At 76.9% G+C, this 23,554-nt stretch carries 6 protein-coding genes and 1 pseudogene; 4 read left to right on the top strand and 3 right to left on the bottom strand.

What is annotated here, in order from left to right:
- Window positions 1-12 precede the first annotated feature (12 nt).
- A complete protein-coding gene (locus DMP15_RS13935; protein ID WP_443217630.1) occupies window positions 13-1,413 on the top strand; it encodes a uracil-xanthine permease family protein in 1,401 nt (466 codons plus the stop codon).
- A 3-nt stretch (window positions 1,414-1,416) separates the two neighbouring features.
- Here DMP15_RS13935 and DMP15_RS13930 read toward each other — a convergent pair whose 3' ends face one another.
- Together DMP15_RS13930 and DMP15_RS13925 are read right to left on the bottom strand one after the other, a co-directional pair.
- On the bottom strand, window positions 1,417-2,631 hold the full coding sequence (locus tag DMP15_RS13930) for a GNAT family N-acetyltransferase (RefSeq protein ID WP_337825990.1): 1,215 nt from the start codon (window positions 2,629-2,631) through the stop codon (window positions 1,417-1,419).
- Entirely contained in the window at window positions 2,631-3,569 is a 939-nt protein-coding gene (locus DMP15_RS13925) for a methionyl-tRNA formyltransferase (RefSeq protein ID WP_337825989.1), read from the bottom strand. The genes DMP15_RS13930 and DMP15_RS13925 overlap by 1 nt, the downstream gene beginning before the upstream one ends.
- Window positions 3,570-3,693: 124 nt before the next feature.
- Here DMP15_RS13925 and DMP15_RS13920 point away from each other — a divergent pair, with 124 nt between their 5' ends.
- From DMP15_RS13920 to DMP15_RS13910, 3 genes are all read left to right on the top strand, one after another.
- A complete protein-coding gene (locus DMP15_RS13920; RefSeq protein WP_073574559.1) occupies window positions 3,694-5,436 on the top strand; it encodes an ABC transporter transmembrane domain-containing protein in 1,743 nt (580 codons plus the stop codon).
- Window positions 5,433-7,229 carry an ABC transporter ATP-binding protein gene (locus DMP15_RS13915; RefSeq protein WP_337825988.1) on the top strand — a complete coding sequence of 599 codons (1,797 nt, stop codon included), beginning with the start codon at window positions 5,433-5,435 and terminating at the stop codon, window positions 7,227-7,229. The genes DMP15_RS13920 and DMP15_RS13915 overlap by 4 nt, the downstream gene beginning before the upstream one ends.
- Before the next feature lie 108 nt (window positions 7,230-7,337).
- Window positions 7,338-8,378, top strand: a complete 1,041-nt coding sequence (locus DMP15_RS13910; RefSeq protein ID WP_337825987.1) for an iron-siderophore ABC transporter substrate-binding protein — start codon at window positions 7,338-7,340, stop codon at window positions 8,376-8,378.
- Window positions 8,379-8,445: 67 nt separating this feature from the next.
- Here DMP15_RS13910 and DMP15_RS13905 read toward each other — a convergent pair.
- Window positions 8,446-23,484, bottom strand: a pseudogene (locus DMP15_RS13905) (amino acid adenylation domain-containing protein); the annotation flags it as partial.
- Window positions 23,485-23,554: the final 70 nt, after the last annotated feature.

Genomic DNA, 23,554 nt, shown 5'->3' with positions numbered 1-23,554 from the left:
TGAGGGGGCTCGGTGATTTCGACGCGGGAACGACGGCGCGGCTGGACCGTGGTGCACGGCGGCAAGGCCCCGCCGCCCGGCGAGGTCGTGGGCCCGCAGGAGCGGCTGTCCTGGCCGCGCACCGTCGGCCTCGGCGGCCAGCACGTGATCGCGATGTTCGGCGCGACGTTCGTCTTCCCGGTCCTCATGGGACTGAACCCGAACATCGCGATCCTGATGTCCGGCGTCGCGACCGCGCTGTTCCTGCTGATGACCCACGGCCGGATCCCCAGCTACCTGGGGTCCTCGGCGTCGTTCGTCGGCGGGGTCGCGGCGATCCGCGCCCAGGGCGGGGACTCCGCGGCCGTGACCGGCGCGATCGTCGTCGCCGGGGTGGTCCTGCTGCTGGTCGGCGTGGTCGTCCACCTGGTCGGCGCCCGCGTCGTGTCCCGGCTGCTGCCACCCGCGGTGACCGGCGCCGTCGTCATGCTGATCGGGTTCAACCTCGCCGGGGTCGCCTCGACCGTCTACTGGCCACAGGACCAGTGGGCCGCGCTGGTGACGATGGTCGTGGTGATCGCCGCCGCGGTACTGCTGCCGGGTTTCTGGGGCCGGATCGGGGTGCTGATCGGCCTGGTCGCCGGGTTCGCCTTCTCGCTGCTGCTCGACGCCACGACCGGTCCGATCACCGCGCCCGACGCGAGCGGGGACGTCGGCACCCGGATGCGGGTCGACCTGTCCGGGGTCGGGTCCGCGGACTGGGTGGGGCTGCCGCCCGCCACCCAGACCGGACCGGACGGCATGGAGATCGCCGGCTGGCACTGGCCGACGTTCTCGTTCGCCTTCGCGCTCCTCGTGCTGCCCTCGGTGATCGCGCTGGTCGCGGAGAACGCCGGGCACGTCAAGGCCGTCGAGGGGATGACCGGCGAGCGCCTCGACCCGTACCTGGGCCGGGCGCTGGCCGCGGACGGCGCGGGCACCATGCTGGCCGGCCTGGTCGGCGGCTCCCCCACCACGACCTACGCGGAGAACATCGGCGTGATGGCCGCGACCCGGGTCTACTCCACCGCCGCGTACTGGGTGGCCGCGGCCGTCGCGGTGCTGCTGGGGTTCTGCCCGAAGTTCGGGGCGCTGATCGTCGCGGTGCCGGGCGGGGTGCTCGGCGGGCTCACCGTGGTCCTCTACGGCATGGTCGGGCTGCTCGGGGCGGCCATCTGGATCCGCAACGGGGTCGACCTGGCCCACGCCGCGAACCTGGTGCCGCTGTCCGCCGGGCTGATCATCGGCATCGGCGGGGCGAGCCTGTCGGTGGGCGGGTTCGAGCTGTCCGGGATCGCGCTGGGCACGATCGTGGTGCTCGTCGGCTACCACGCCCTGCACGCGCTGCTCCCCGCCGACCGGCGCCCCTCCGGGGACGGCGGGCCGCTCGGCTGAGGCTCAGGCCGCCGTGCGCACCATGACGACGGCGTCCTTGTGCGGCAGCGCGATCCGCTCGGCCTCGTCGAACCCGGCCCGGCCGAACGCCCCCCGCGCGGCGGTGTTGCGGGCGTCGGGCTCGGCGAGCACCCGCGGGCACCCCGCGGCGGTCAGCGCGTCGGCGAACGCGGCGAGCAGCGCGCCACCGGTGCCACGCCGGTGCGCGGCACCGACGCAGACGTGCACGCCGACGTCGCCCGGGCCGACCGGGAACGCGCGGGCCAGCGCGTGCCGCACCGGGCGGTAGATCTCCAGGTACGCGATCGGTCCGGCGGCCGGGTCGCCGGCGGGCTCCACGAGCACGGCGGCGGTACCCGACCCGGCGCCGTGGCCGTCCAGCTCACGAGCCCAGCGCTCGTCGGGCCAGGGCTGACCGAAGAAGCGCACCACCTCGGGCCTGCGCATCCAGTCCCCGACGGTGCGCAGGTCGGCGCCGTGCGGACGGGCCGGACGCAGCAGGTACTCCCCCGCGCGGCCGGGCACCGGCGGGTCGGTCACCGCCGGCGCACCCGCCCGCAGCAGCGGGTTCGGCGTGCGGTGCCACCGGGCCGGGTGCAGGACCGGGCGACGCCACAGGTGCGCCGCGGTCAGCCAATGATGCAGCAGCCGCCGCACCCGGCCGGGGCGCTCGGCGTCACGGGCCGCGGCGAGCCGCTCGGCCAGCGCGGTGAGCTCCGAGCACTCCGGCCGAGCCGCCGGGCCGGTTGCCCCGACCAGCGGCAGCAGGCCCGACACCAGTACCCGGTCGGTCAGGTCGGCGTCGGAGACGCGACCCGCCTCGTGGTGCAGCAGGGCCAGCGCGACCGCCACCGGGTCGGTGCCACCGACGGGCTCCGGCGGGCCGCCGGCCGGCCCCTGTTCCGGGGCGGGACCGTCGGCGGCCGCCGGGACCGGACCCGGCGGCAGCGGTCCGGGGCCGCCGCGGGCGGCGAGCTCGGTACGCAGCGCGGCGGCCAGCTCGTCGGGACCCGGGTGGGGGTCGACGGCACCGTCGGTCGTGGCCAGGGCGATCCGGGAGAACCGGTGCAGGCCGACCGGCGAGGCGTGCTCGACCTCGGCGACGACGTCCATCCCCACCGCGGGCAACGGCAGGACCAGCGGACCCGGCGCCGGATCGGCGCCGATGTCGAGGAGGGCGTGTCGCAGGATCCGTTCCCGGCGGGCGTCGGGAGTCATTAGGTCAGGTAACCCCCCATGCGGCGGAAGTGGTCGCCGGCGACGTGCTCGACCCCGTCGGCGTCCTTGACCCGCTGCAGGACCAGGCCGTACTGGCCGCCACGCCAGGCGTCCGGCCCGGCGACGACGACCACCCCGCTCCCCTCGCGGGCGAAGATCCGCCCGTTGGTCCCGCCGCAGCGCTCCCGCGACACGGTCGCCTCCAGCACCCGCAGCCGCGCCCCGTCGTGCAGGCACCAGGCGTTCGGGTACGGCCCGGTCTGCGCGCGCACCAGGTTGACCAGGTCGGCCGCCGGACGGTCCCAGGGGATGCGGTTGTCCTCGTCGGCCCGCTTGTGGAAGAACGACGCGTGCGCCGGGTCCTGGGTGAGCCACTCGTGCGGACCGTGCTCGACCCGGTCGAACGCCTCGAGCGCGAGCGGTCCGAACAGGAGCACGGTGCGCTCGAACAGGTCCTCGGTGGTGTCGGTCGGGGTGACCGGCACCGTGCGCTGGCAGATGATCGGGCCGCGGTCGAGCTCGGCGTCCATCCAGTGCGCGGTCACGCCCACCTGGCTCTCGCCGTTGATCAGCGCCCAGTTCAGCGGGGAGAACCCGGCGTAGCGCGGGAGCAGCGAGTCGTGGGTGTTGACCGTCCCGCGGGGCGGGGCGGAGAACACCTGCGGGGAGATCCAGGTGCGCCAGTTGCAGGCCACCCCGATCTCGGCACCGGACCCGATGATCGCGGTGACCAGCTCGGCGTCCACGGCCTTCTCCCGGTAGAGCACCGGGATCCCGTGCTCACGGGCCAGGTCACCGAGCGACTCCTGGAAGATCACCGGGGACGGCTCGCCCTCCTCCGGGTGGCTGACGACGAGCACCACCTCGTGCCGCGAGTCCAGCAGGTCGGCGAGCAGCCGGGCTCCCCACTTCTGGTATCCGAACAACACGACACGCACGAGGTGTCGACCTCCTCCTGGGACGGGACCCGATGACGGGCGGCGACCGGTGCGCCGACCGGGGAGCGGCGAGACACACCCCGCCCTCATGATCGCCACGCGCTGGTGAGGTTAGCCTCTCTTCATGACCGAGCACAGGGGCACCGGTGACGCACGGGTCACCGCACGCGAGGTGGTCCGCAGCACGATCAGGTCGTTCCGCGGCCGGGTCGCCGCGGCCACCGTCCTGCTCTGCGGGCACCAGGTGGGTGAGGCGCTGGTACCGGTCCTGGTGGGCGTGGTGATCGACCGCGCGGTCGCGACCGGCGACGTCGGCAGCCTGGTGATCTGGCTGCTGGTACTGGCCGCGGACTTCGCGATGCTGTCCTACAGCTACCGGTTCGGCGCGCGGCAGGCCCTGCACGCCGACCTGCGTGCCGACGCCGGGCTCCGCACCCGTGTGGCGGCGCGGCTGCTGGACCACCGGGGCGGCGCCGAGACCGGCAGGCTGCCCGGCTCGGTCACCTCGATCGCCGTCGCCGACGCCAAGCGGGTCGCGGTGATGAACTTCTGGATCCCGACGGCGGCGGCCGCGGCGGCGGCGCTCGTCGTCGCCGCCGTCGCGCTGCTGCGGATCTCGCTCCCCCTGGGCCTGCTCATCCTGCTCGGCACCCCGCCGCTGCTGTGGCTGATCGGCCGGGTCGGCCGGCCGCTGGAGCGGCGCAGCGGCGCCGAGCAGGAGCGGGCCGCACGCGCGGCGGGCACCGCAGCCGACCTGGTGTCCGGGATCCGCGTCCTCAAGGGACTGGGCGCCGGGCCCGCCGCGGCCGAGCAGTACGCGGCCAGCAGCCGCACCGCGCTGGGCGCCACGCTGCGGGCGACCCGCGCCGAGGCCGGTTTCCTCGGCACCGTCCAGCTCGCGAACGGCCTGTTCCTCGCGGTCATCGCGCTCGTGGGCGGCCTGCTCGCCCTCGACGGGTCCATCACCGTCGGCAACCTGGTCTCCGCGGTCGGGCTCGCCCAGTTCCTCGTCGGGCCGCTGCAGACCCTCGGCATCGCCGGGGCGCGCTTCGCCCAGGCGCGGGCCTCGGCCGGGCGGATCGCCGAGATCCTCTCCGCGCCGCCCGCCGTCGGCCCCGGCCACGACGGCCGCGATGCCGGCCCCACCGCCGACCCCACCGACCCCGCCGCCGCGCTGGCGGTCACCGGGCTGCGGCACGGCCCGCTCGACGGCCTCGACCTGCAGGTGCCCGCCGGTCAGCTGCTCGGCGTGGTCGCCCGCGACCCGTCCGCGGCGACCGCACTCGCCCGCTGCCTGGCCCGCGACATCGCACCCGAGGAAGGGCGGATCCTGCTCGGCGGCACCGGCGTCGACGACCTCGCCCCGGCCGCCACCCGGTCCACGCTGCTGGTCGCGGCGCACGACGCGCACCTGTTCACCGGCACCGTCCTGGACAACGTCACCGCCGCGACCCGCGACGGCGCCGCGGGGTCCGCGACGGTCGCGGCGATGGCCGCGGCCCGCGCCGACCAGGCCGTCGAGGCCCTCCCGCAGGGCGCGGACACCCCGGTGACCTCGCGCGGCAGCTCACTGTCGGGCGGGCAGCGCCAGCGGGTCGCACTGGCCAGGGCGCTGGCCGCCGATCCCCCGGTCCTGGTGCTGCACGACCCCACGACCGCCGTCGACGCCGTCACCGAGACCGAGATCGCGGCCCGGCTGCGCGAGCACCGCACCGGCCGCACGACCGTGCTCCTCACCACCAGCCCGGCGCTGCTCGCGGTCACCGACCGCGTGGTGGTGCTGCGCGACGGCCGGGTCGTCGCGGACGCGACGCACACCGAGCTGATGACCGACGACACCGACTACCGCAGGGTGGTGACCGGATGACCACCGGGACCGAGCCGTCCGGACCCCGTCTGCTGCCCGTCGCCGACGGGCGCCGCACCCGCGCCGTCCTCGGCGAGCTGCTCCGGCCGCGCCGCGGGACGGCCGTCGCCGCCCTCGTCGCGCTGGTCGCCGGGTCGGCGGTGAGCCTGGTGGCGGCACCGCTGCTGGGCCGGATCGTCGACCTCGCCGCCCGCGGGGCGGCGCCGTCGGCGCTGACCGCGCCGGTCGCCGCGCTGGCCGGGGTCGCGGTCGTCCAGGGTGTGCTCGCCTTCGCCGGGATCGCGCTGATCGCCCGGGTCGGGGAGACGATGCTGGCCCGGCTGCGGGAGCGCTTCGTCGCCCGCGCGCTGGACCTGCCGCTGGACACCCTGGAGCAGGCCGGGTCCGGTGACCTCACCGCGCGCGTCACCGACGACGTCAAGGTCGTCGGCGAGGCGGTGCGCGAGGCGCTGCCCGAGTTCGCCAGGGCCGCACTGATCATCGGCCTGACCCTGGTCGCGCTCGCCGCGCTGGACTGGCGGTTCCTGCTCGGCGCGCTGCTGGCGGTGCCGATCCAGGTGGTCACCGCCCGCTGGTTCCTGCGTCACTCCGGCCCGCTCTACGACGACGAGCGCATCGCGGGCGGGGCCCAGCAGCAGCAACTGCTCGACACCGCGGCCGGGGTGAGCACGGTGCGCGCGTTCCGCCTCACCGACGACCACCTGGACCGGGTCCGTGCCCGCGCCGAGGCCGTCGCCGGGATCGGGCAGCGGCTCGTGGTGCTGCAGACCCGCTTCTTCGGCCGGCTCAACGCCGGTGAGGTCCTCGGTCTGAGCGGCGTGCTGGTCGCCGGGTTCGTGCTGGTCGGCAGCGGCAGCACGACGATCGGTACGGCGAGCGCGGCGGCGCTGTACTTCATCAACCTGTTCACGCCGATCAACATCATGCTGTTCCAGCTCGACGCCGCCCAGTCCGCGGTCGCCGGGTTGCGGCGCATCGTCGGCGTCGCCGAGATCGACCCGCCCGCCCCGCCCGCGGACCCGGCGGTGCCCGCCGACGCGCGGGTGCGGGTGCGCGGCCTGACCCACTCCTACGTCGACGGCCACCCGGCACTGTCCGGGGTGGACCTCGACCTGGCGCCCGGCGCCCGGGTCGCGCTGGTCGGGACCAGCGGGGCGGGCAAGTCCACGCTGGCCAAGCTCGTCGCCGGGATGCACACCCCGGACGCCGGATCGGTCGAGATCGGCGGCGTGCCGCTGGAACGCATCGACCAGCGCGGCGGGCGGCCGCCGGTGGTCCTGGTGACCCAGGAGGTGCACGTGTTCGCCGGGCCGCTCGCCGAGGACCTGCGCCTGGCCCGCCCGGACGCCACCGACGACGACCTGCGCGCCGCCCTGGCCACGGTCGGCGCGGCGCCCTGGGTGGACCGGCTGCCCGACGGGCTGGAGACCGTCGTCGGGGACACCGGGCACGCGCTGACCGTGGTGCAGTCCCAGCAGCTCGCGCTGGCCCGGCTGGTGCTGGCCGACCCGCCGGTGGTGATCCTCGACGAGGCGACCGCCGAGGCCGGCAGCGCCGGCGCGGCGGAGCTGGAACGCGCCGCCGACGCCGCGCTGGCCGGCCGCACGGCCGTCGTCGTGGCGCACCGGCTCAGCCAGGTCGCCGACGCCGACCTCGTGCTGGTGCTCGAGGGCGGGCGGACCGCGGAGACCGGCACGCACGCCGAGCTGGTCGCCTCCGGCGGCCGCTTCGCCCAGCTGTGGCAGGCCTGGACGGGTCTGCGCGGTGAGTCCGTCCGGCGTACCGGCGACTGAGGTAAGGATCTCTTGACCTGGCCTGGGACTTAGGTAAGCCTCAACTGCCACATCGGATCACCGGGCAACGACGGCCCCGTCGTCCCGGGTCGAGAGAACAGGAACGTCATGCCTCACGCCTCACCGTCCAGGGGACGGTTCCGTCCACTGCTCGTCGCCCTGCTCGGTGTCCTCGTCCTCGCCGGGTGCTCGTCGGCGCCGTCGGGCGGCGGCGCCGAGGCCCCCGCGGCCCCGGCCGCGTCCGGCACCTTCCCGGTGACCGTCGAGCACAAGTACGGCTCCACCGAGATCACCGCCGAGCCCGAGCGGGTCGTGACCCTGGGCTACACCGACCCGGACGCGCTGCTCGCCGTCGGGATCGCGCCGGTCGGCATCGTCGACTGGTTCACCCAGCCCCCGGCCGGTAACACGTGGCTGTGGCAGGAGCAGGGCTTCGCCGGGCAGACCCCCGAGGTCGTCGGCGTCCGCGAGGAGTACCAGCTGGAGAAGATCGCGGCGCTCCAGCCGGACCTGATCATCGCGTCGTACTCGGGCATGACCCAGGAGCAGTACGACCAGGTCTCCCGGATCGCGCCGACGGTCGCGCAGCCGAAGGGCTTCGAGGACTACACCGCGTCCTGGCAGGTCATGACCCGGGAGATCACCAGGGCCGTCGGCCGTGAGCAGCAGGGCGACGAACTGATCGCCGCGACCGAGAAGAAGATCGCCGACGCCAAGGCCGCGCACCCCGACTGGGCGCAGCAGACCGCCGTCGCGGTCTCCTACGACACCCCGAACTACTTCGCGTTCGCCGGTGGCGACATCAAGGCCGACCTGCTCGCCCAGCTCGGCTTCCGCGCCCCCGAGGCGATCACCCGGGCCGCGGCCGGGACGAGCGAGGCGCAGCTGAGCCCGGAGCAGGCCGGCGAGTTCGACGTCGACAAGCTGCTCGTGCTCGCCCCGACCGAGGCCGCGAAGGCCGAGATCCAGGCGCGTCCGGAGTTCAGCAGGCTCGACGCCGTCCAGCAGGGCCGGGTGCTGTGGATGCTCAGCTCCGACCGCACCGAGCCGCTGCCCGCCGCGCTGAGCTACGGCAGCGTGCTCAGCCTGCCGTACGCGATCGACAAGCTGGTGCCGGAGCTCGAGGCGCTCCCCGCCACCCGGGGCTGACCCCGGGGCGCACCCCGCGCACACGAGAGGGGGCCGGTCGCACCGCGACCGGCCCCCTCCGTCGTGCTCAGCCCTGCCCGGTCACCTCGCGCAGCGCCGCACCCCACCGCCGGCCGAGGTCGGCGACGACGGCGTCGTCGAACACCGCCACCGGGTGGATCAGGTCGGCGTGCACCCGGGGTCCGTCCACGCCGTCGACGGTGCGGGCGATCACGGTCAGCGGGAACCGCTGACGCATGTCCGGCTCGACGGCGACGTCGAGGACGTCGTCCTCGTCGGCGAAGCCCCAGTCGCGCGGGGCGCGCCGGTCGAACCGGCCCAGGTAGTTGAACTCGATCTCGGGCAGCGGAAGCGGCGCGAGCTCCGCGGCGGTGTCGGGGTTCAGGTGGCGCAGCAGGCCGAATCCGATGCCGTGGTCGGGCTCGCCGTCGAGGTCGGCGACCAGCCGGTCGCGCACCTGCCCGGCGGGTCCGCGCGGGTCGACCGCGACCGGCCGGATCGCGGTGAACCAGCCGACGGTGCGGGACAGGTCCGGTCGCGCCGCGACGGCCTCCTCCTCCCGGCCGTGTCCCTCCATCGCGAGCGGCACGACCCCCTCGGCGGGGGCGCCGTGGTGGCGCGCGAGGCCGGCGACGGCGATCCCGAGCCCGGCGGCCAGTGCCCGGTCCGCACCGGCGGCGAGGACGGCGGCCGACAGGTCCGCGGGCAGCTCCACCGGGTGCACCCGGTTGGTGCCGTGCCGGTCGCGGTCCGGGTCGAAGGGCGTCGCCAGCGGCAGTGCCACCCGCGGTCCGGCCAGGACCGACCGCCACCGGCCGGTCTCGGCGACCCGCTGCGGGCGGGCGGCCTCGGCGGCGAGCATCGACGCCCAGGCGCGGTAGGACACCGGGACCGGCGGCGGCGACGGCTCGCGCCCCGCGTCCTGGGCGGCGACGGCACCGGCGAGATCGTCGAGCAGGATCCGCCACGACACCCAGTCCACGGCGACGTGGGCCACCACCAGCAACAGGCGGCCGGGGGCGTCCGGTCCGGCGTCGAACCAGACCGCCGACAGCATCGTGCCGGAGCCGGGGTCGAGCCGGTCGCGCGCGGCGAGTGCCTCCTCCCCCAGCTGCTCGCGCACCTGGTCGGCGGTGTTCGCCGCGCTGACCGGCACCTCCCGCAGCACCGGGCCGGGCACCGCGGCCGGGATCTCCAGGCCGTCGGCGGTGCGCCGGGCGCGGAGCATGCCGTGCGTGGCGAGCAGCGCGCCCAGGGCGCGGCGCAGCACCGGCCCGGTCAGCCCGGCCGGCGTGCGCACCAGCACCGACTGGTTGTAGCCGGGCGCGTGCGGGTCGACCTCGGTGAGCCAGTCCAGGATCGGGGTGGACCCGACCGGCCCGACGCCGTCGTCGTGGGTGTGGTCGTGCGCGACCGGCTCGGCGACGGTGGCCAGCCCGGCGACCGTGCGCTGCCGGAACACCTGGCGCGGGGTGAGCGCCAGCCCGGCCGCGCGGGCCGCGGACACCAGCCGGATCGCGATGATCGAGTCCCCGCCGAGGGCGAAGAAGTCGTCGTCGGCGCCGACCCGGTCGACGGCCACCAGCTCGGCGACCAGCCCGGCCAGCACCCGTTCCGGACCTTCGGCGGGCTCCCGGCCGCTGCCGGTCGCGGGGGCGGGCTCGGGCAGCGCCCGCTTGTCGACCTTCCCGTTCGGGGTGCGCGGCAGCGGCCCGTCGAGCGCGACGAGGTGCGCCGGGACCATGTGCTCGGGCAGCCGCCCGCGCAGGTGCTCGGCGAGGCCGGCGGGCACCGCGGTGCCGCCGCCCGCCGGGACGACGTAGGCGTCGAGCCGGGTGACCGGGCCCCGCCGACGTACGACGACCGCGGCCTGCGCGACGTCCGGGTGCGCGGCCAGGACGGCCTCGATCTCGCCGGGCTCGATCCGGTAGCCGCGGATCGTGACCTGGTCGTCGGAACGGCCGAGGAACTCCAGGACCGGCTCGCGGTCGGGGTGCTCGGCGCCGTCGTCGAAGCGCAGCCGGACGCGGTCGCCGGTGCGGTACATCCGGGTGCCCGGCTCCCCGAACGGGCAGGCCACGAAGCGGTCCGCGGTGAGGGCGGTGCGCCCCAGGTAGCCGCGGGCCAGCCCGGCCCCGGCCACGTACAGCTCGCCGGGGACGCCGGGCGGGACGGGGGTGAGGGCGTCGTCGAGGACGTAGGTACGCACGCCCGGGTCGGGGCGCCCGATCGGTGACCGGAACGCGGTGCCCGGCCGCGAGCGCCACAGCGTGGAGTTCACGGTGGCCTCGGTGAGCCCGTAGGCGACGTGCAGGTCCAGGTGCGCGCCCCAGCGGTCGATCAGGTCCGGCGGGACGGCCTCGGTCCCGGCGAGCACCGTCGACCCGGCCGGGAGCGACGCCTCCGGCGGCAGCGCGGTGATCAGCGACGGCGGCAGGATCAGGTGCGTGAGCCGCTGCTCGGCGAAGAACCCGGTCAGCTCGGACGGGTCGGCGTCGCGGCCGCGCAGCCGCTCCGGGGCGACGACGAGCCGGGCCCCGGAGCACAGCGCCATGCACAGCTCGAACACGAGCACGTCGAAGCCGGGCGCGGAGAACTGCAGGACCCGGGAGTCCTCGGTGAGCCGCATCCGGTCGCGGGCCAGCTCCAGCAGCTCGCCGATGCCGGCGTGCGGCAGGACCGCGCCCTTCGGGCGTCCGGTCGAGCCGGAGGTGTAGATGACGTAGGCGGCGCCCGCCGGGTCGGTGGGCGGGTCCGCCGGGGTCGGGCCCGGCTCCGGAGGCGCCGGGACGAGGTGGGTGACGCCGTCGACGGCGGGCAGCAGGGCCGCGGCGTCGCCGGTCGTCACGACCAGCCGGGTGCCGGAGTCGGTGAGCAGGTACTCCAGCCGCTCGGCGGGCAGGTTGAGGTCCAGCGGCAGGAACGCGCCACCGGCGCGCAGCACCGCCAGCACCGCGACGACCATCTCGACCGACCGCGGCACCGCGACCCCGACGACGGTCTCCGGGCCGACGCCGCGGGCGCGCAGCTCGCGGGCCAGAGCGGCGGTCTCGACGTCGAGCCCGGCGTAGTCGAGCTCGCGGTGCTCGTCGGCGACGGCGACCGCGGTGGGCCGGTCGGCGACGGAGCCGGCGACCATCTCCCACATCGTGCGGGCGGCCGGGACCGGGCCGCCGTCGAGGGCGCGGCGGGCCCGGGCGGCCTCCCCGGCCGCGGCGACGTCGATCCGGCGGACCGGGCGCCGCGGGTCGGCCACGACGGCGCGCAGCACCGTGGTCAGCCGCTCCCCCAGCGCGTGCACGGTCGCGGCGTCGAACAGCTCGGTGCGGTACAGCAGCCGCACCCCCAGCGGTTCCTCCGGCCCGCCGTCGCGGAATTCGACGACCAGGTCGAACTGGGCGCGGGCGGGCGGCTGCGGCTGCTCGCCGACGGTGACACCGGGCAGGACCAGGCCCGACTCGCGGGCGGTGCCACCGGCGCGGTGCACCACCATCACCTGGAACAGCGGGGTGGTGTCGGCGCTGCGGTCCGGGTTGACCGCGCGCACCACCGACTCGAAGGGCACGTCGGCGTGCGCGAACGCCTCCAGGTCGGCAGCCCGGACCCGGTCCAGGACCTCGGTGAATCCGGGGTCGCCGGACAGGTCGGTGCGCAGCACCAGGGTGTTGACGAAGAACCCGACGACGTCCTCCAGTGCCTGGTCGGCGCGGCCGGCGACGGGGGCGCCCAGCGGGATGTCGTCGCCGGCGCCGAGGCGGTGCAGCAGGACCGCGACCGCGGCCCGGGCGAGCATGAAGGTGCTCGCACCGGCGGCGCGCGCCGTGCGGCGCAGCTCGGCGCCGAGCGCGGGGTCGATCGGCACGTCGACCGCGTCGCCCGCCATCGTCGGCGACGCCGGCTCGGGCCGGTCGGTCGGCAGGTCCAGGCGCTCGGGCAGCCCGGCCAGGGTGCGGGTCCAGAACCCGAGCTGGCGGCCCGCGACCGACGACGGGTCGGCCGGGTCGCCGAGCAGCTCCCGCAGCCACAGGGTGTGGTCGGCGTACTGCACCGGCAGCGGGGTGAGGCGGGGCGCGCGGCCCGCGGACCGGGCCGCGTAGGCGGTCGCGAGGTCGGCCAGGAACGGCCGGTCGGACCACTCGTCGGTGGTGACGTGGTGGAGCACGAGGACCAGTACGTGCTCGCCGGTGTCGGACTCGGTGAGCAGCAGCGCCCGGACCGGCACGTCCGATCCCAGGTCGAACGGGCGCCGGATCTCCGCCGCCACCTCCGCCGGGGTGGCGGCGGCGTCGACGGTGCGGCGCACGAACGGCACCCGGGCCGCCGCGGCGTCGACGACCACCTGGACCGGGACGCCGTCGCCCCCGTCGACGAGCAGGGTGCGCAGCGACTCGTGGCGGGCGACGACGTCGTGCAGCGCCTGCTCCAGTGCGTCGGCGTCCAGGGCTCCGGCCAGCCGGAAGGTGATCGGGAAGTGGTAGGCGCTGTCGCGGCCCGCGTCGGCGTCGAGCCGGTCGAGGACCCAGAGCCGGTGCTGCGCCGACGACGCGGGCAGCGGCTCCGGGCGGGGCCGCGGCGCCAGCACGGGGCGGGCAGGACCGCGCTCGGCGCCGGCCGCGTCACCGGCGTCGAGGTGGGCGGCGAGCCGGGCCGGTGTCGGCTCGGTGAACAGGTCGCGGATCGACACCTCGGCCCCGAGCGCGGTGCGCAGCCGGGCGACGATCCGGGTGGCGAGCAGCGAGTGCCCGCCGAGGTCGAAGAAGTCGTCGTCCACGCCGACCTCGTCGAGGCCGAGGACCTCGGCGAACACCGTGCAGAGGGCCTGCTCGGTCGCGGTCTCCGGGGCCCGCGACGGCGCCGCGGCGGCGCGGGCGTCGGGGACGGGCAGCGCGCGGGTGTCGAGCTTGCCGTTGGCGGTCAGCGGCAGCTCGTCGAGCAGCACGAACGCCGACGGCACGAGGTGGTCGGGCAGGGCTGCCCGCAGGTCCTCGCGCAGCACCGGGACCAGCTCGGCGGCGAACCGGGCCGCGGCCGGGTCGGTCGCCTCGGGCGCCGCCGGGTCCCCGGCGCGGTGCAGCCCGACCAGCGGACGGCCCGCCGGATCGGCCCCCACGAGCACGACGTCGAGCACGCCGGGCCCGTCCGGGGACCAGGTCGGCTCGGCGTCGCGGCCGTGCCGGGCGGCGAGGGCGCGCAGCGCGTCGGGCTCCGGACCGTCGGCCGGGCGGCCCTGCTCGGTCGCGAGCCGCACGTCCGGGACGCCGGTGAGGCGCAGGCCGGTGGTCCCGGCGTCGGCGAGCAGCCGGTCGAGGTCGTCGAGCGAGGACAGGTCGGTGCCCCAGCGCAGGGTGCGGGCCGGGTCGGCGCGGCGCACGTCGGCGCCGGGCAGGTGCAGCTCGACGTCGTAGCGGTGGCGGGTCAGCTCGTTGTGGGCGTCGCCGCGCTTGGCGCGCACCGCGACCTCCGCGCCGAGACCGGCCGCGACCCGGTCGAAGAACGCCGGGGCGAGCAGCAGCTCCTTCTCCAGGGCCAGCGACCGCTCCGCCGCGGCGTCGACCGCGGCGGGGTCGGCCCCGTCGCCGAGCCGGGTCCGGGCGATCGCGGTGTGGAACGCGTGCAGCGTGTCCGGGCGGCGCACGTCCCCGACGACGATCCGGCCACCGGGGGCGAGCAGCTCCGCGGCGCCGGTGAGGACCCGCTCCAGGTAGCCGGCGTCGGGGAAGTACTGCACCACCGAGTTGATCACGACGGTGTCGAAGTGGCCCCGCGGCAGCCCGGACAGGTCGTCGGCGGGCCGGGTGTCGAGCTCGACGTGGCCGTAGCGGGCCGGGTCGTCGGCGAGCGCGGTGCGCAGCGCGGTGATCACCGGCTCGGCGAGGTCGGTGCCGCGGTACTCGGTGACCTCGGGGGCGAGCGGGCCGAGCAGCAGCCCGGTGCCCACCCCGATCTCCAGCACCCGCTGCGGACTCAGTGCCCGGATCAGGTCGACGGTCGCGGCCCGCCACTGCGACATCTGCGCGAACGGGATGGGATCGCCGGTGTAGGAGGAGTCCCAGCCGGCGTAGTCCTCGGTGGACACCGCGACCGGGATCCGGGAGTACTCCTCGGAGTAGATCGCGCGCCACTCGTCGACGGCGCCGGCGGCGGTGGCCGCGCGGTCGGCCTCGTCGGGGGCGGCGGGGACGACGTAGCCGACCAGCCGGAGCGACCCGCCGTCCGGGGCGGGGACCGGGACGACCGCCGAGCGCGACACCAGCGGGTGCCGGTCGAGGCGGGCGGTGACCTCTCCGGGCTCGACGCGGTGCCCGCGGATCTTCACCTGGTCGTCGGTGCGGCCCAGGAAGTCGAGCAGCCCGCCGGTGCCGGGGCGGCGCCGGACCAGGTCACCGGTGCGGTACATCCGCCCGCCCGGGCTCCACGGGTCGGCGACGAACCGCTCGGCGGTCAGCGCGAACCGGTCGAGGTAGCCGCGGGCCAGGCCGTCGCCGGCGATGTACAGCTCACCGGCGACGCCGTCGGGCACCGGGCGCAGCCACGGGTCCAGGACGTGCGCGACGGTGTTGCTGATCGGCTTCCCGACCGCCGGGGTGGCCGAGTCCGCGGTCCCGGTGCCGAGGGTGTTGATCGTGTACTCGGTGGGGCCGTAGAGGTTGTAGCCGAGCACGCCGTCGGCATCGCGCAGGGTCGACCAGACGGCGTCGGACACGGCCTCGCCGCCGAGCAGCACCAGCGGCATCGGGCGCCGGGCGAGCAGCCCGGTCTCCAGCAGCGCCGCGGCGTAGGTCGGGGTCACGTTGACGACGTCGACCTCGTGGGTGTCGCAGTAGGACACCAGCCGGTGCGCGTCGCGGCGCAGCTCCTCATCGGCCACGTGCACCTCGTGCCCCTCGACCAGCCAGAGCAGCTCCTCCCAGCTCATGTCGAACGCGAAGGACACGGTGTGCGCGACCCGCAGCCGGGCGTCGGGCCCGCGGCGGGCGCGGACCTCGGCGACCACCGGGTCGAAGATCTCGCGGCGGTGGTTGAGCTGCATGTTCGTCAGCCCCCGGTACGGGGTGACGACGCCCTTGGGCCGCCCGGTGGAGCCGGAGGTGTAGATGACGTAGGCGGGCAGGTCGAGCCGTGCCGGGTTCTCGCGGGCGAAGCTGCCCAGCTCGGCGTCGGGGATCGGGCCGGGGTCCAGTGCGGCGCGCTCGGCCGCGATGGCCGGGTCGTCCAGCGCGACCGTGGGCACACCGGCGTCGGCCAGGGCCGGGGCGACCGCGGTCGTGGTGAGCACCGCGACCGGGCGGGCGTCGCGCAGGGTCTCGACCAGCCGCGCGGCCGGGTGGTCCAGCTCCAGCGGCAGGTACGCCGCGCCCGCGCGCAGCACCGCGAACAGCGCGACGACGGTCTCGGCGGAGCGCGGCAGCCCCAGCGCGACGACGGTCTCGGGCCCGGCGCCGCGGGCGCGCAGCAGCCGCGCGGTGCGGTTCACCGCCGCGTCCAGCTCGGCGTAGGTGAGCCGCACGTCCCCGGCGACGACGGCGAGGTCGCCGCGGGCGAGCGCGGCCCGGTCGGCGAGCAGGTCGGCGACCGTCGCGGTGCCGGTGTCGACCCGGCGCCCGGTGCGGTGCGCCTCGACCTCGGTGCGCTCGTCGTCGCCGAGCGGGTCGATCCGCGCGACCGGGGAGTCGGGGGCGTCGAGCAGACCGTGCAGGACGCGGCGCACCCGCTCGACCCAGCGGGCCGCGGACCGCTCCCCGACGGTGTGCGACAGGGTCAGCCGGAACCGCTCGCCGGGGGTGACCGCGAGGGTCAGGGCGTAGTGCGTGGTGTCGGTGCTGGTCAGGTCGGTGATGCCGTGCCGGGCGCCGAGGTCGGCGACCCGCTGCTCACCGCCCTCGGGGCGGTAGACGAACAGCGTGTCGAACAGCGTCCGGTGCCCGGAGACCTGCTGGATCTCCCCCAGCCCGACGGTCTCGTGCCCCAGCAGCGCGAGCCGCTCGGCCTGCACCCGGGCGAGCAGCTGCGCGCCGGTCTCGCCGGGGCGCAACGCGACCCGGGCGGGCACGGTGTTGAGGAACAGCCCGATCACGTTCTCCACGTCGGGCACGGTCGCGGGCCGCCCGGCGACCGAGGTGCCGAACACGACGTCGTCGCGGCCGGTGCCGGCGGCCAGGGCCAGCGCCCAGACCGTGGAGAGCACGGTGTTGGGGGTGACCGCGGTGGCGCGGGCCAGCTCCCGCAGCCGCGCCGAGGTGTCCGCGTCGAGGTCGAGGTGGGTCTCGGCGACCTCCCGCGGGCCCGCGGCGGGGGCCGGCGCGGTGAGGGTGGGCTCGTCGAGCCCGGCGAGTGCGTCCCGCCAGGCGGCCCGGCCGGGCTCCGGGTCGCGGGCGGCGATCCAGGCCAGCAGGTCGTCGTAGCCGCCGCCGGGTGGCGGGGGCGGCGACCCGGCGTAGGTGTCGAACAGCCCCTCCAGGAACAGCCAGGCCGACCAGCCGTCCCAGATCAGCAGGTGGCGGTGGATCAGCAGCCGGTCGCGGCCGTCGCCGCGCAGCACGGTGATCCGGAACAGCGGCGGGGCGCTCAGGTCGAACGGCGCGGTCCGGTCGGCGGCGGTGAGCCGGTCCCGTTCCGCCTGCGAGCCGGTGTGCACCAGACGGACCGGCGGGGCCGGGTCGGCGGCGACGAACTGCACCGGCCCGTCGAGGCCGTCGGCGGTGAACCCGGCACGCAGCGTGGGGTGGCGGCGCAGCATCGCGGTCACCGCGTCGCGCAGCCGGTCGAGGTCGATCTCGTGGTCGAGCTCGACGGTCTCCTGCACGGTGTAGGCGTCACCGGCGGCGGTGACGGTGCCCGCGGTGCCGTCGAGGGTGGCGTGGAAGTAGAGGCCCTCCTGCAGCGGGGACAGCGGCCAGACCCGTTCGACGTCGTCGCCGGCGATCTCCCGCACCCGGGCGAGGACGGCCGGGTCGGGGTCGGGCAGCGGCGGTACCGGCTCGGCGGCCGTCCCGGCCCGACCGGCGACGGCGGCCGGGGTGCGCCCGGCCAGCACGTCGCCGGGCCCGACGTCCAGCCCGGCCCGTCGCGCCCGCGAGGACACCGCGATGGAGGTGATGGAGTCCCCGCCGAGGGCGAGGAAGTCGTCGTCGGGGCCGACCCGGTCGCGGCCCAGGACCTCGGCGAACGCCGCGCACAGCACGCGCTCGACCTCGGTGGCGGGCTCGCGGTCCGACCCGCCCGCGGCGACGTCCGGGGCGGGCAGCGCGGCCTGGTCGAGCTTGCCGTTGGGGGTCAGCGGCATCTCCTCCAGCACGACGACCGCGGCGGGCACCATGGCCTCGGGCAGCACCCGGGCCAGCGCGGCGCACAGCCCGTCGCCGTCGGGAGCGGCGCCGGCGGCGGGCACGACGTAGCCGACCAGCGACGGGGACGGCCCGTCCCGGCGGACGACGACCGCCGCGCGGCCGACCCCGTCGGTCGCCGCGAGCACCGCCTCGACCTCACCCGGCTCGATGCGCTGCCCACGGATCTTCACCTGGCCGTCGGAGCGGCCGAGGTAGACCAGCTCGCCGTCGACGCGGCGCACGACGTCGCCGGTGCGGTAGAGCCGCTCCCCCGGCGCGCCGAGCGGGTCGGCGACGAAGCGGTCCGCGGTCAGCCCGGGGCGGGCGTGGTAGCCCCGCGCCAGCTGCACGCCGCCGAGGTACAGCTCGCCGGGGACCCCGTCGGGGACCGGGCGCAGGCAGGCGTCCAGGACGTGGGTGCGGGTGTTCGCGACCGGCACGCCGATCGGGACGACGGCGCCCGGGTCGGCGGCGACGGTGTGCGCGGTGACGTCGACGGCGGCCTCGGTGGGCCCGTAGAGGTTGTGCAGCGCCACCCCGGTCAGCGCGTGCCAGCGCCGGGCCGCGGCCGCGGACAGCGCCTCGCCGGAGCAGAACACCCGCCGCAGCGTGGCCGCCCACCGCGGGTCGGCGACGACCTGCTCGGCGGCGAGGAAGCCCTCCAGCATCGAGGGCACGAAGTGCAGCGTGGTGATCCGCTCGTCGCAGACCAGCCGCGCCAGGTACTCGGGGTCGCGGTGCCCGCCGGGGGCGGCGAGCACCACGGTCGCGCCGGTCGAGGGGGCCCAGAAGAACTCCCACACCGACACGTCGAACCCGGCGGGGGTCTTCTGCAGCACCCGGTCGTCGGCGGTGAGCGGGTACGCGTCCTGCATCCAGTCGAGCCGGTTGCCGATGGCGCGGTGGCTGACCACGACGCCCTTGGGCCGCCCGGTCGAGCCGGAGGTGTAGATCAGGTAGGCGGCGTCGTCGGGGTCCGGGTCGGGCAGCGCGGCGGGCACCGGGCCGTCGGCGAGCTCGGCGACGGCGAGGCGGCGCACCCCGGGCAGGTCGGGCAGCGGGTCGGTGCCCGCGGGCACCAGCACGGTGTCGACGCCCGCGTCGGCGGCGGTGAACGCGATCCGCTCCGCCGGATGCTCCGGGTCCAGCGGCAGGTACGCCGCCCCGGCGCGGACGACGCCGAGCAGCGCGACCATCAGCTCGGTCGAGCGCGGCACGGCGATCCCGACGACGCTGCCCGGTCCGGCACCGCGCTCGCGCAGCGCCCCGGCCAGCGCGGCCGAGCGGCGGTCCAGCTCGGCGGCGGTGAGCGTCCCGTCCGGTGCGACGACGGCGGTGCGGCCGGGGTCGGCGGCCAGCCCGTCGGCGACCCGGCGGGCCAGGGTCCGCGGGTCGGCGGCCCGCTCGGGGCCGTGCACACCCTGCTCGGGACGGGTGCGCAGCGGCAGCGCGGCGATCGTGCGCTGCGGGCCGGTGACCAGCGCGGTCAGGGTGCGCTCGAACATCTCGAGCAGCAGGCCCGCGGTGGCGTCGTCGACGCGGGCGGTGTCGTGCTTGAGCACGACGGAGGTCTCCCGGCCCGGCCGCACGACCAGCGCGAGCGGGTAGTGCACCGCGTCGCGCACCTCCACCCCGGTGACCAGGCCGTTCGCGGTCTGCTCCGCGGCGTAGTTCTCGATCACCACGATGGAGTCGAACAGCTCCCCGCGGCCGCGCTGCAGCTCCGCGAGCCGGACCTGCGGGTGGTCGAGGACGGCGGTGCGGCCGTCCTGCATCCGGCGCAGCGGCGCGGCCGGCGGCTCTCCGGGTGCCCAGCGCATCCGCACCGGGACGGTGTTGACGAACAGCCCGACGGCCTCGCCGATGCCGTCGACGGCGGCGTCGCGGCCGGACACGGTGCTGCCGACGAGCACGTCCCGGCTGCCGGTGAGCGCGCCGACGGTGAGGGCCCAGGCGGTGTGCAGCACCGTCGACGGGGTGACGCCGCGGGCGCGGGCGGCGCGGTCGAGGGCGGCGGTCGCGCCGGCGTCGAGGGTCAGTGCGCGCTGGGCGTGCGGCCGGTCCCCGCCGTCCGGGCGGGTCCGCGGGGCGGGGAGGGCGTCGAGCAGCCGGACCGGTTCGGCGCCGGCGAGCTCCGCGTCCCACACGGCGCGGGCGGCCGCCCGGGCGTCGCCGGTGTCGAGGGCGGTGAGGTGGTCGAACCAGGCGCGCAGCCGCTGTTCGGCGCGGGCGCGCAGCCCGCCGGGGTCCTGCGGGGTGCCGGCGGCCCGGGCGGCGTGGGCCTGCTCCAGCTCGGTGACCAGCAGCGCCACCGACCACCCGTCGAGGACGGCGTGCTGGAAGGTCAGGGCGAGGCGGGTGCGGCCGTCGTCGTGCAGCAGCGCGGCGCGCAGCAGCGGCGGGCGGGCGAGGTCGAACGGGCGGGCCCGCTCGGCGTCGAGCACGGCGGCCGGGTCGGTGCCGCGCACGTCGTGCTCGGTCCACGGCAGCGTGACGCGGTCGGCGACGCCCTGGACGACGCGGCCGTCGGCGCGCTGGGCGAACCCGGCACGCAGCTGCGGGTGCCGGTCGAGCAGGTCGGACAGCGCGGCGCGCAGGGTGCCCGGGTCGACGTCGGCGGGCAGGTCGAGGACCTCCTGCACGACGTAGGAGGTGTCGGCCGGGTCGAGCGCGGCGTGGAAGAAGAAGCCCTCCTGCAGCGGGGACACCGGCCCGGCGAGGGTGACGGGGCCGAGCACGGCGGCCGCGGCGTCGTCGAGGACGGTCGTGTCGGGCCCGGTGGGCGCGGCGACGGCGTGGTGCTCGGTCACGAGCGGCGCGAGCTCGGCGACGGTGCGGTGGGTGAAGACCTGCCGCGGGGTGACCAGCAGGCCGGACTCGCGGGCCCGCACGACCAGCCGGATCGACAGGACCGAGTCGCCGCCGAGGGCGAAGAAGTCGTCGTCGACGCCGAAGCCGGGCACCCCGAGGACCTCCGACACGAGGTCGCAGAGCAGCGCCTCGCGTGGTGTGCCGGGACGGGTGCCGCGGACCTGCGCGGACAGGTCGGGGGCGGGCAGCGCGGCCCGGTCGGTCTTGCCGTTGGCCAGTACCGGCACCGACGGCAGCGGGACGACGGCGGCGGGCACCATCCAGTCCGGGAGCAGGTCGCGCAGGTGCTCGCGCAGGGCGCCGACCAGGGCGTCGACGTCCCGGAACGGGGCCGGGCGGTGGAACGCGGGGCCGGTCGGGTCCGTGCTCGCGCGGTGCAGCGGGCCGGGGTCGACGCCGGGCCGGGAGAACAGCAGCTCGACCGTCGCCCCGGTGCCCCAGGTGCCCTCGGCCGTGTAGCCGAGGGACTCGCCGAGGGCCAGCAGCTCCTCGGGGTCGGCGCCGGCGGGCGGTTCGGGCTCGCCGTCGATGCGGGCGCGGGTGGCGCGGTCGGCGGCCGAGCGCAGGTCGGGGACCCCGACCACGCGCACCACGTCCGCGCCGGCACGGGCCGCGCCGTCACCGTCGCGGCCCGCGGCCGGGCCGCTGTCGCCCGCCGGGCCGGGCCCGGCGCCCAGCGCGGCACGCAGGGCGTCGGTGAGCGCGACCGGGTCGGCCCCGACCGCCTCCCAGTCGAGGACGAGCGGCGCGGTCGCGGGATCGGGCCGCGCGGCGGCGCCGGGCCGGAGCACGACGTCGTAGCGGTAGCGCGAGAGCTCGTCGTGCGCGCGGGCCCGCTTGATCCGGATGCTGCTCGCGTCGAACCCGTCGAGGGCGGTGAAGAACCGCGGCGCGCAGAGCAGCTCGCCCTCCCACGCGACGGCGCCGTCGAGGGCGCGGCGCAGCTCGGCGGGCTCGGCGTCGGGCCGCCGGGCGGCGACGACCCCGGCGCGGAAGGTGCGCAGCAGCCCGGCGTGCCGGACGTCGCCGACGACGATCGCGCCGCCCGGGGCGAGCAGCGCCGCGGCCCGGGTCAGCACGTCGGTCAGGTACTCCGGGCCCGGGAAGTACTGGGCGACGGAGTTGATCACGATGGTGTCGAAGGGACCGGTGATGCCGTCGAGCTCGTGGGCGGCGGCGGGGGCCAGCTCGACGCGCCCGCGCAGCTCGGGGCGGGTCGCGACCCACCGCGACAGCGCGGCGACGGCCTCGGCGGACACGTCGGTGCCGACGTAGCGGGGACAGTCCGGGGCCAGCTCCGCGAGCAGCAGACCGTTGCCGACGCCGAGCTCCAGGACCCGGCCGGGGCCGAGCTCGCGGATCCGGGCGACGGTGGCGTCGCGCCAGGCCTGCATGTCCGCGCGCGGGATGGGGGTGCCATCGTAGGTGGAGTTCCAGCCGGCGAAGCCGCCCTCGTAGCCGGTGGGGTCGCCGTCGTCGGCGGAGGTGGCGGCGTAGAGCAGCTCGTGGACGTCGCGCCAGTCGGCGACGCGCTCGGCACCGTCGTCGGCGGGGGTGTCCCCGGCGGTCGCGGGGACGACCCACGCGGTGAGACGCCGGTCCCCCGGCGCGGCCTCGTGCACGCCGACGACGGCCTCGGCGACGTGGGGGTGGGCCCGCAGCGCCGACTCGATCTCGCCGGGCTCGATCCGGTAGCCGCGGACCTTGAGCTGGTCGTCGACGCGGCCCAGGAACTCGAGCTCGCCGCGCTCGTCGACGCGCACGAGGTCGCCGGTGCGGTAGAGCCGCCCGCCCGCGGGCCCGAACGGGTCGGCGACGAACCGCTCCGCGGTCAGGCCCGGCTTGTTCAGGTAGCCCCGGGCCAGACCGGGGCCGCCGAGGTAGAGCTCGCCCTGCTCGCCGTCCGGGACCGGAGCCAGGTCGGGGCCCAGCACGTACGCGTCGGTCATCGGGTCGGCGACCCCGATCGGCACCACCGGCCCGGTCCGCGCCGGGTCGCACCGGCCCAGCGTGGAGTTGACGGTGACCTCGGTCGGACCGTAGGCGTTGAACATCGTCCGGCCCCGTGCCCAGCGCGCTACCAGCTCCGGGGACACCCGCTCGGTACCGGCGAGCAGGGTCGCCGGGGGCAGCGTGACGTCCGGGCCCAGCGCGGCGAGCAGCGCGGGCGGGAGCACCATCACCGTCACCGCGTGCTCGTGGGCGTAGTCGGCCAGCTCGGGCACCGGCAGCCGCAGCTCCGAGGGCACCACGACCAGCCGCCCGCCGGAGAGCAGTGCCATGCACAGCTCCCAGAACGCGACGTCGAAGCCGGTCGAGGCGAACCCGAGGATCCGGTCGTCCGCGCCGAGCCCGAGCCGCTCGGTCTGGGTGGCGACGAGCTGGGTGACACCGCTGTGGGTCAGCACGACGCCCTTGGGCCGTCCGGTGGAGCCGGAGGTGTGGATGACGTAGGCGGCGCCGAGGACGTCGACGTCGGGCACCGGGGCGACCGGGGCGGCGGCGATCGCCGCCCGGTCGGCGTCGTCGTCGAGCAGCACGGTCGGGGTCCCGTCGGGCAGCGGCAGCTCGGCGGCGACACCGGCCGTGCTCAGCACGACGGCCGGGCGGGCGTCGTCGAGCACCAGCGTGGTCCGCGCCGGCGGCTGGTCCGGGTCGACCGGCAGGTACGCCGCGCCCGCACGCAGGATCGCCACCTGCGCGACGACGAGGTCCACCCCGCGCGGTACGGCGAGCGCGACCAGCCCCTCCGGTCCCGCGCCGCGCCCGCGCAGCACCGACGCGAGGCGCCCCGCCCGCTCGTCGAGCCCGGCGTAGGTGAGCTGCTCGCGGCGCTCCCCCGAGCCGCACTGCACCGCCACGGCGTCCGGCGTGGCCGCGACCTGCCGGGCGAAGAGCTCCGGCCAGGTCGCGAGCGCACCGTCCGGCAGCGGTCCCGGGCGCGGGTCGGACGGGGACGGCAGCGTGCGGGTCACGGGA

This window comes from Pseudonocardia sp. UM4_GMWB1 (assembly GCF_017312155.1).
In the GTDB taxonomy this organism is placed as follows: Bacteria; Actinomycetota; Actinomycetes; order Mycobacteriales; family Pseudonocardiaceae; genus Pseudonocardia; species Pseudonocardia alni.
The sequence above is the reverse complement of the archived record's forward strand: the minus strand, read 5'-3'. Positions and strand labels throughout refer to the sequence as shown.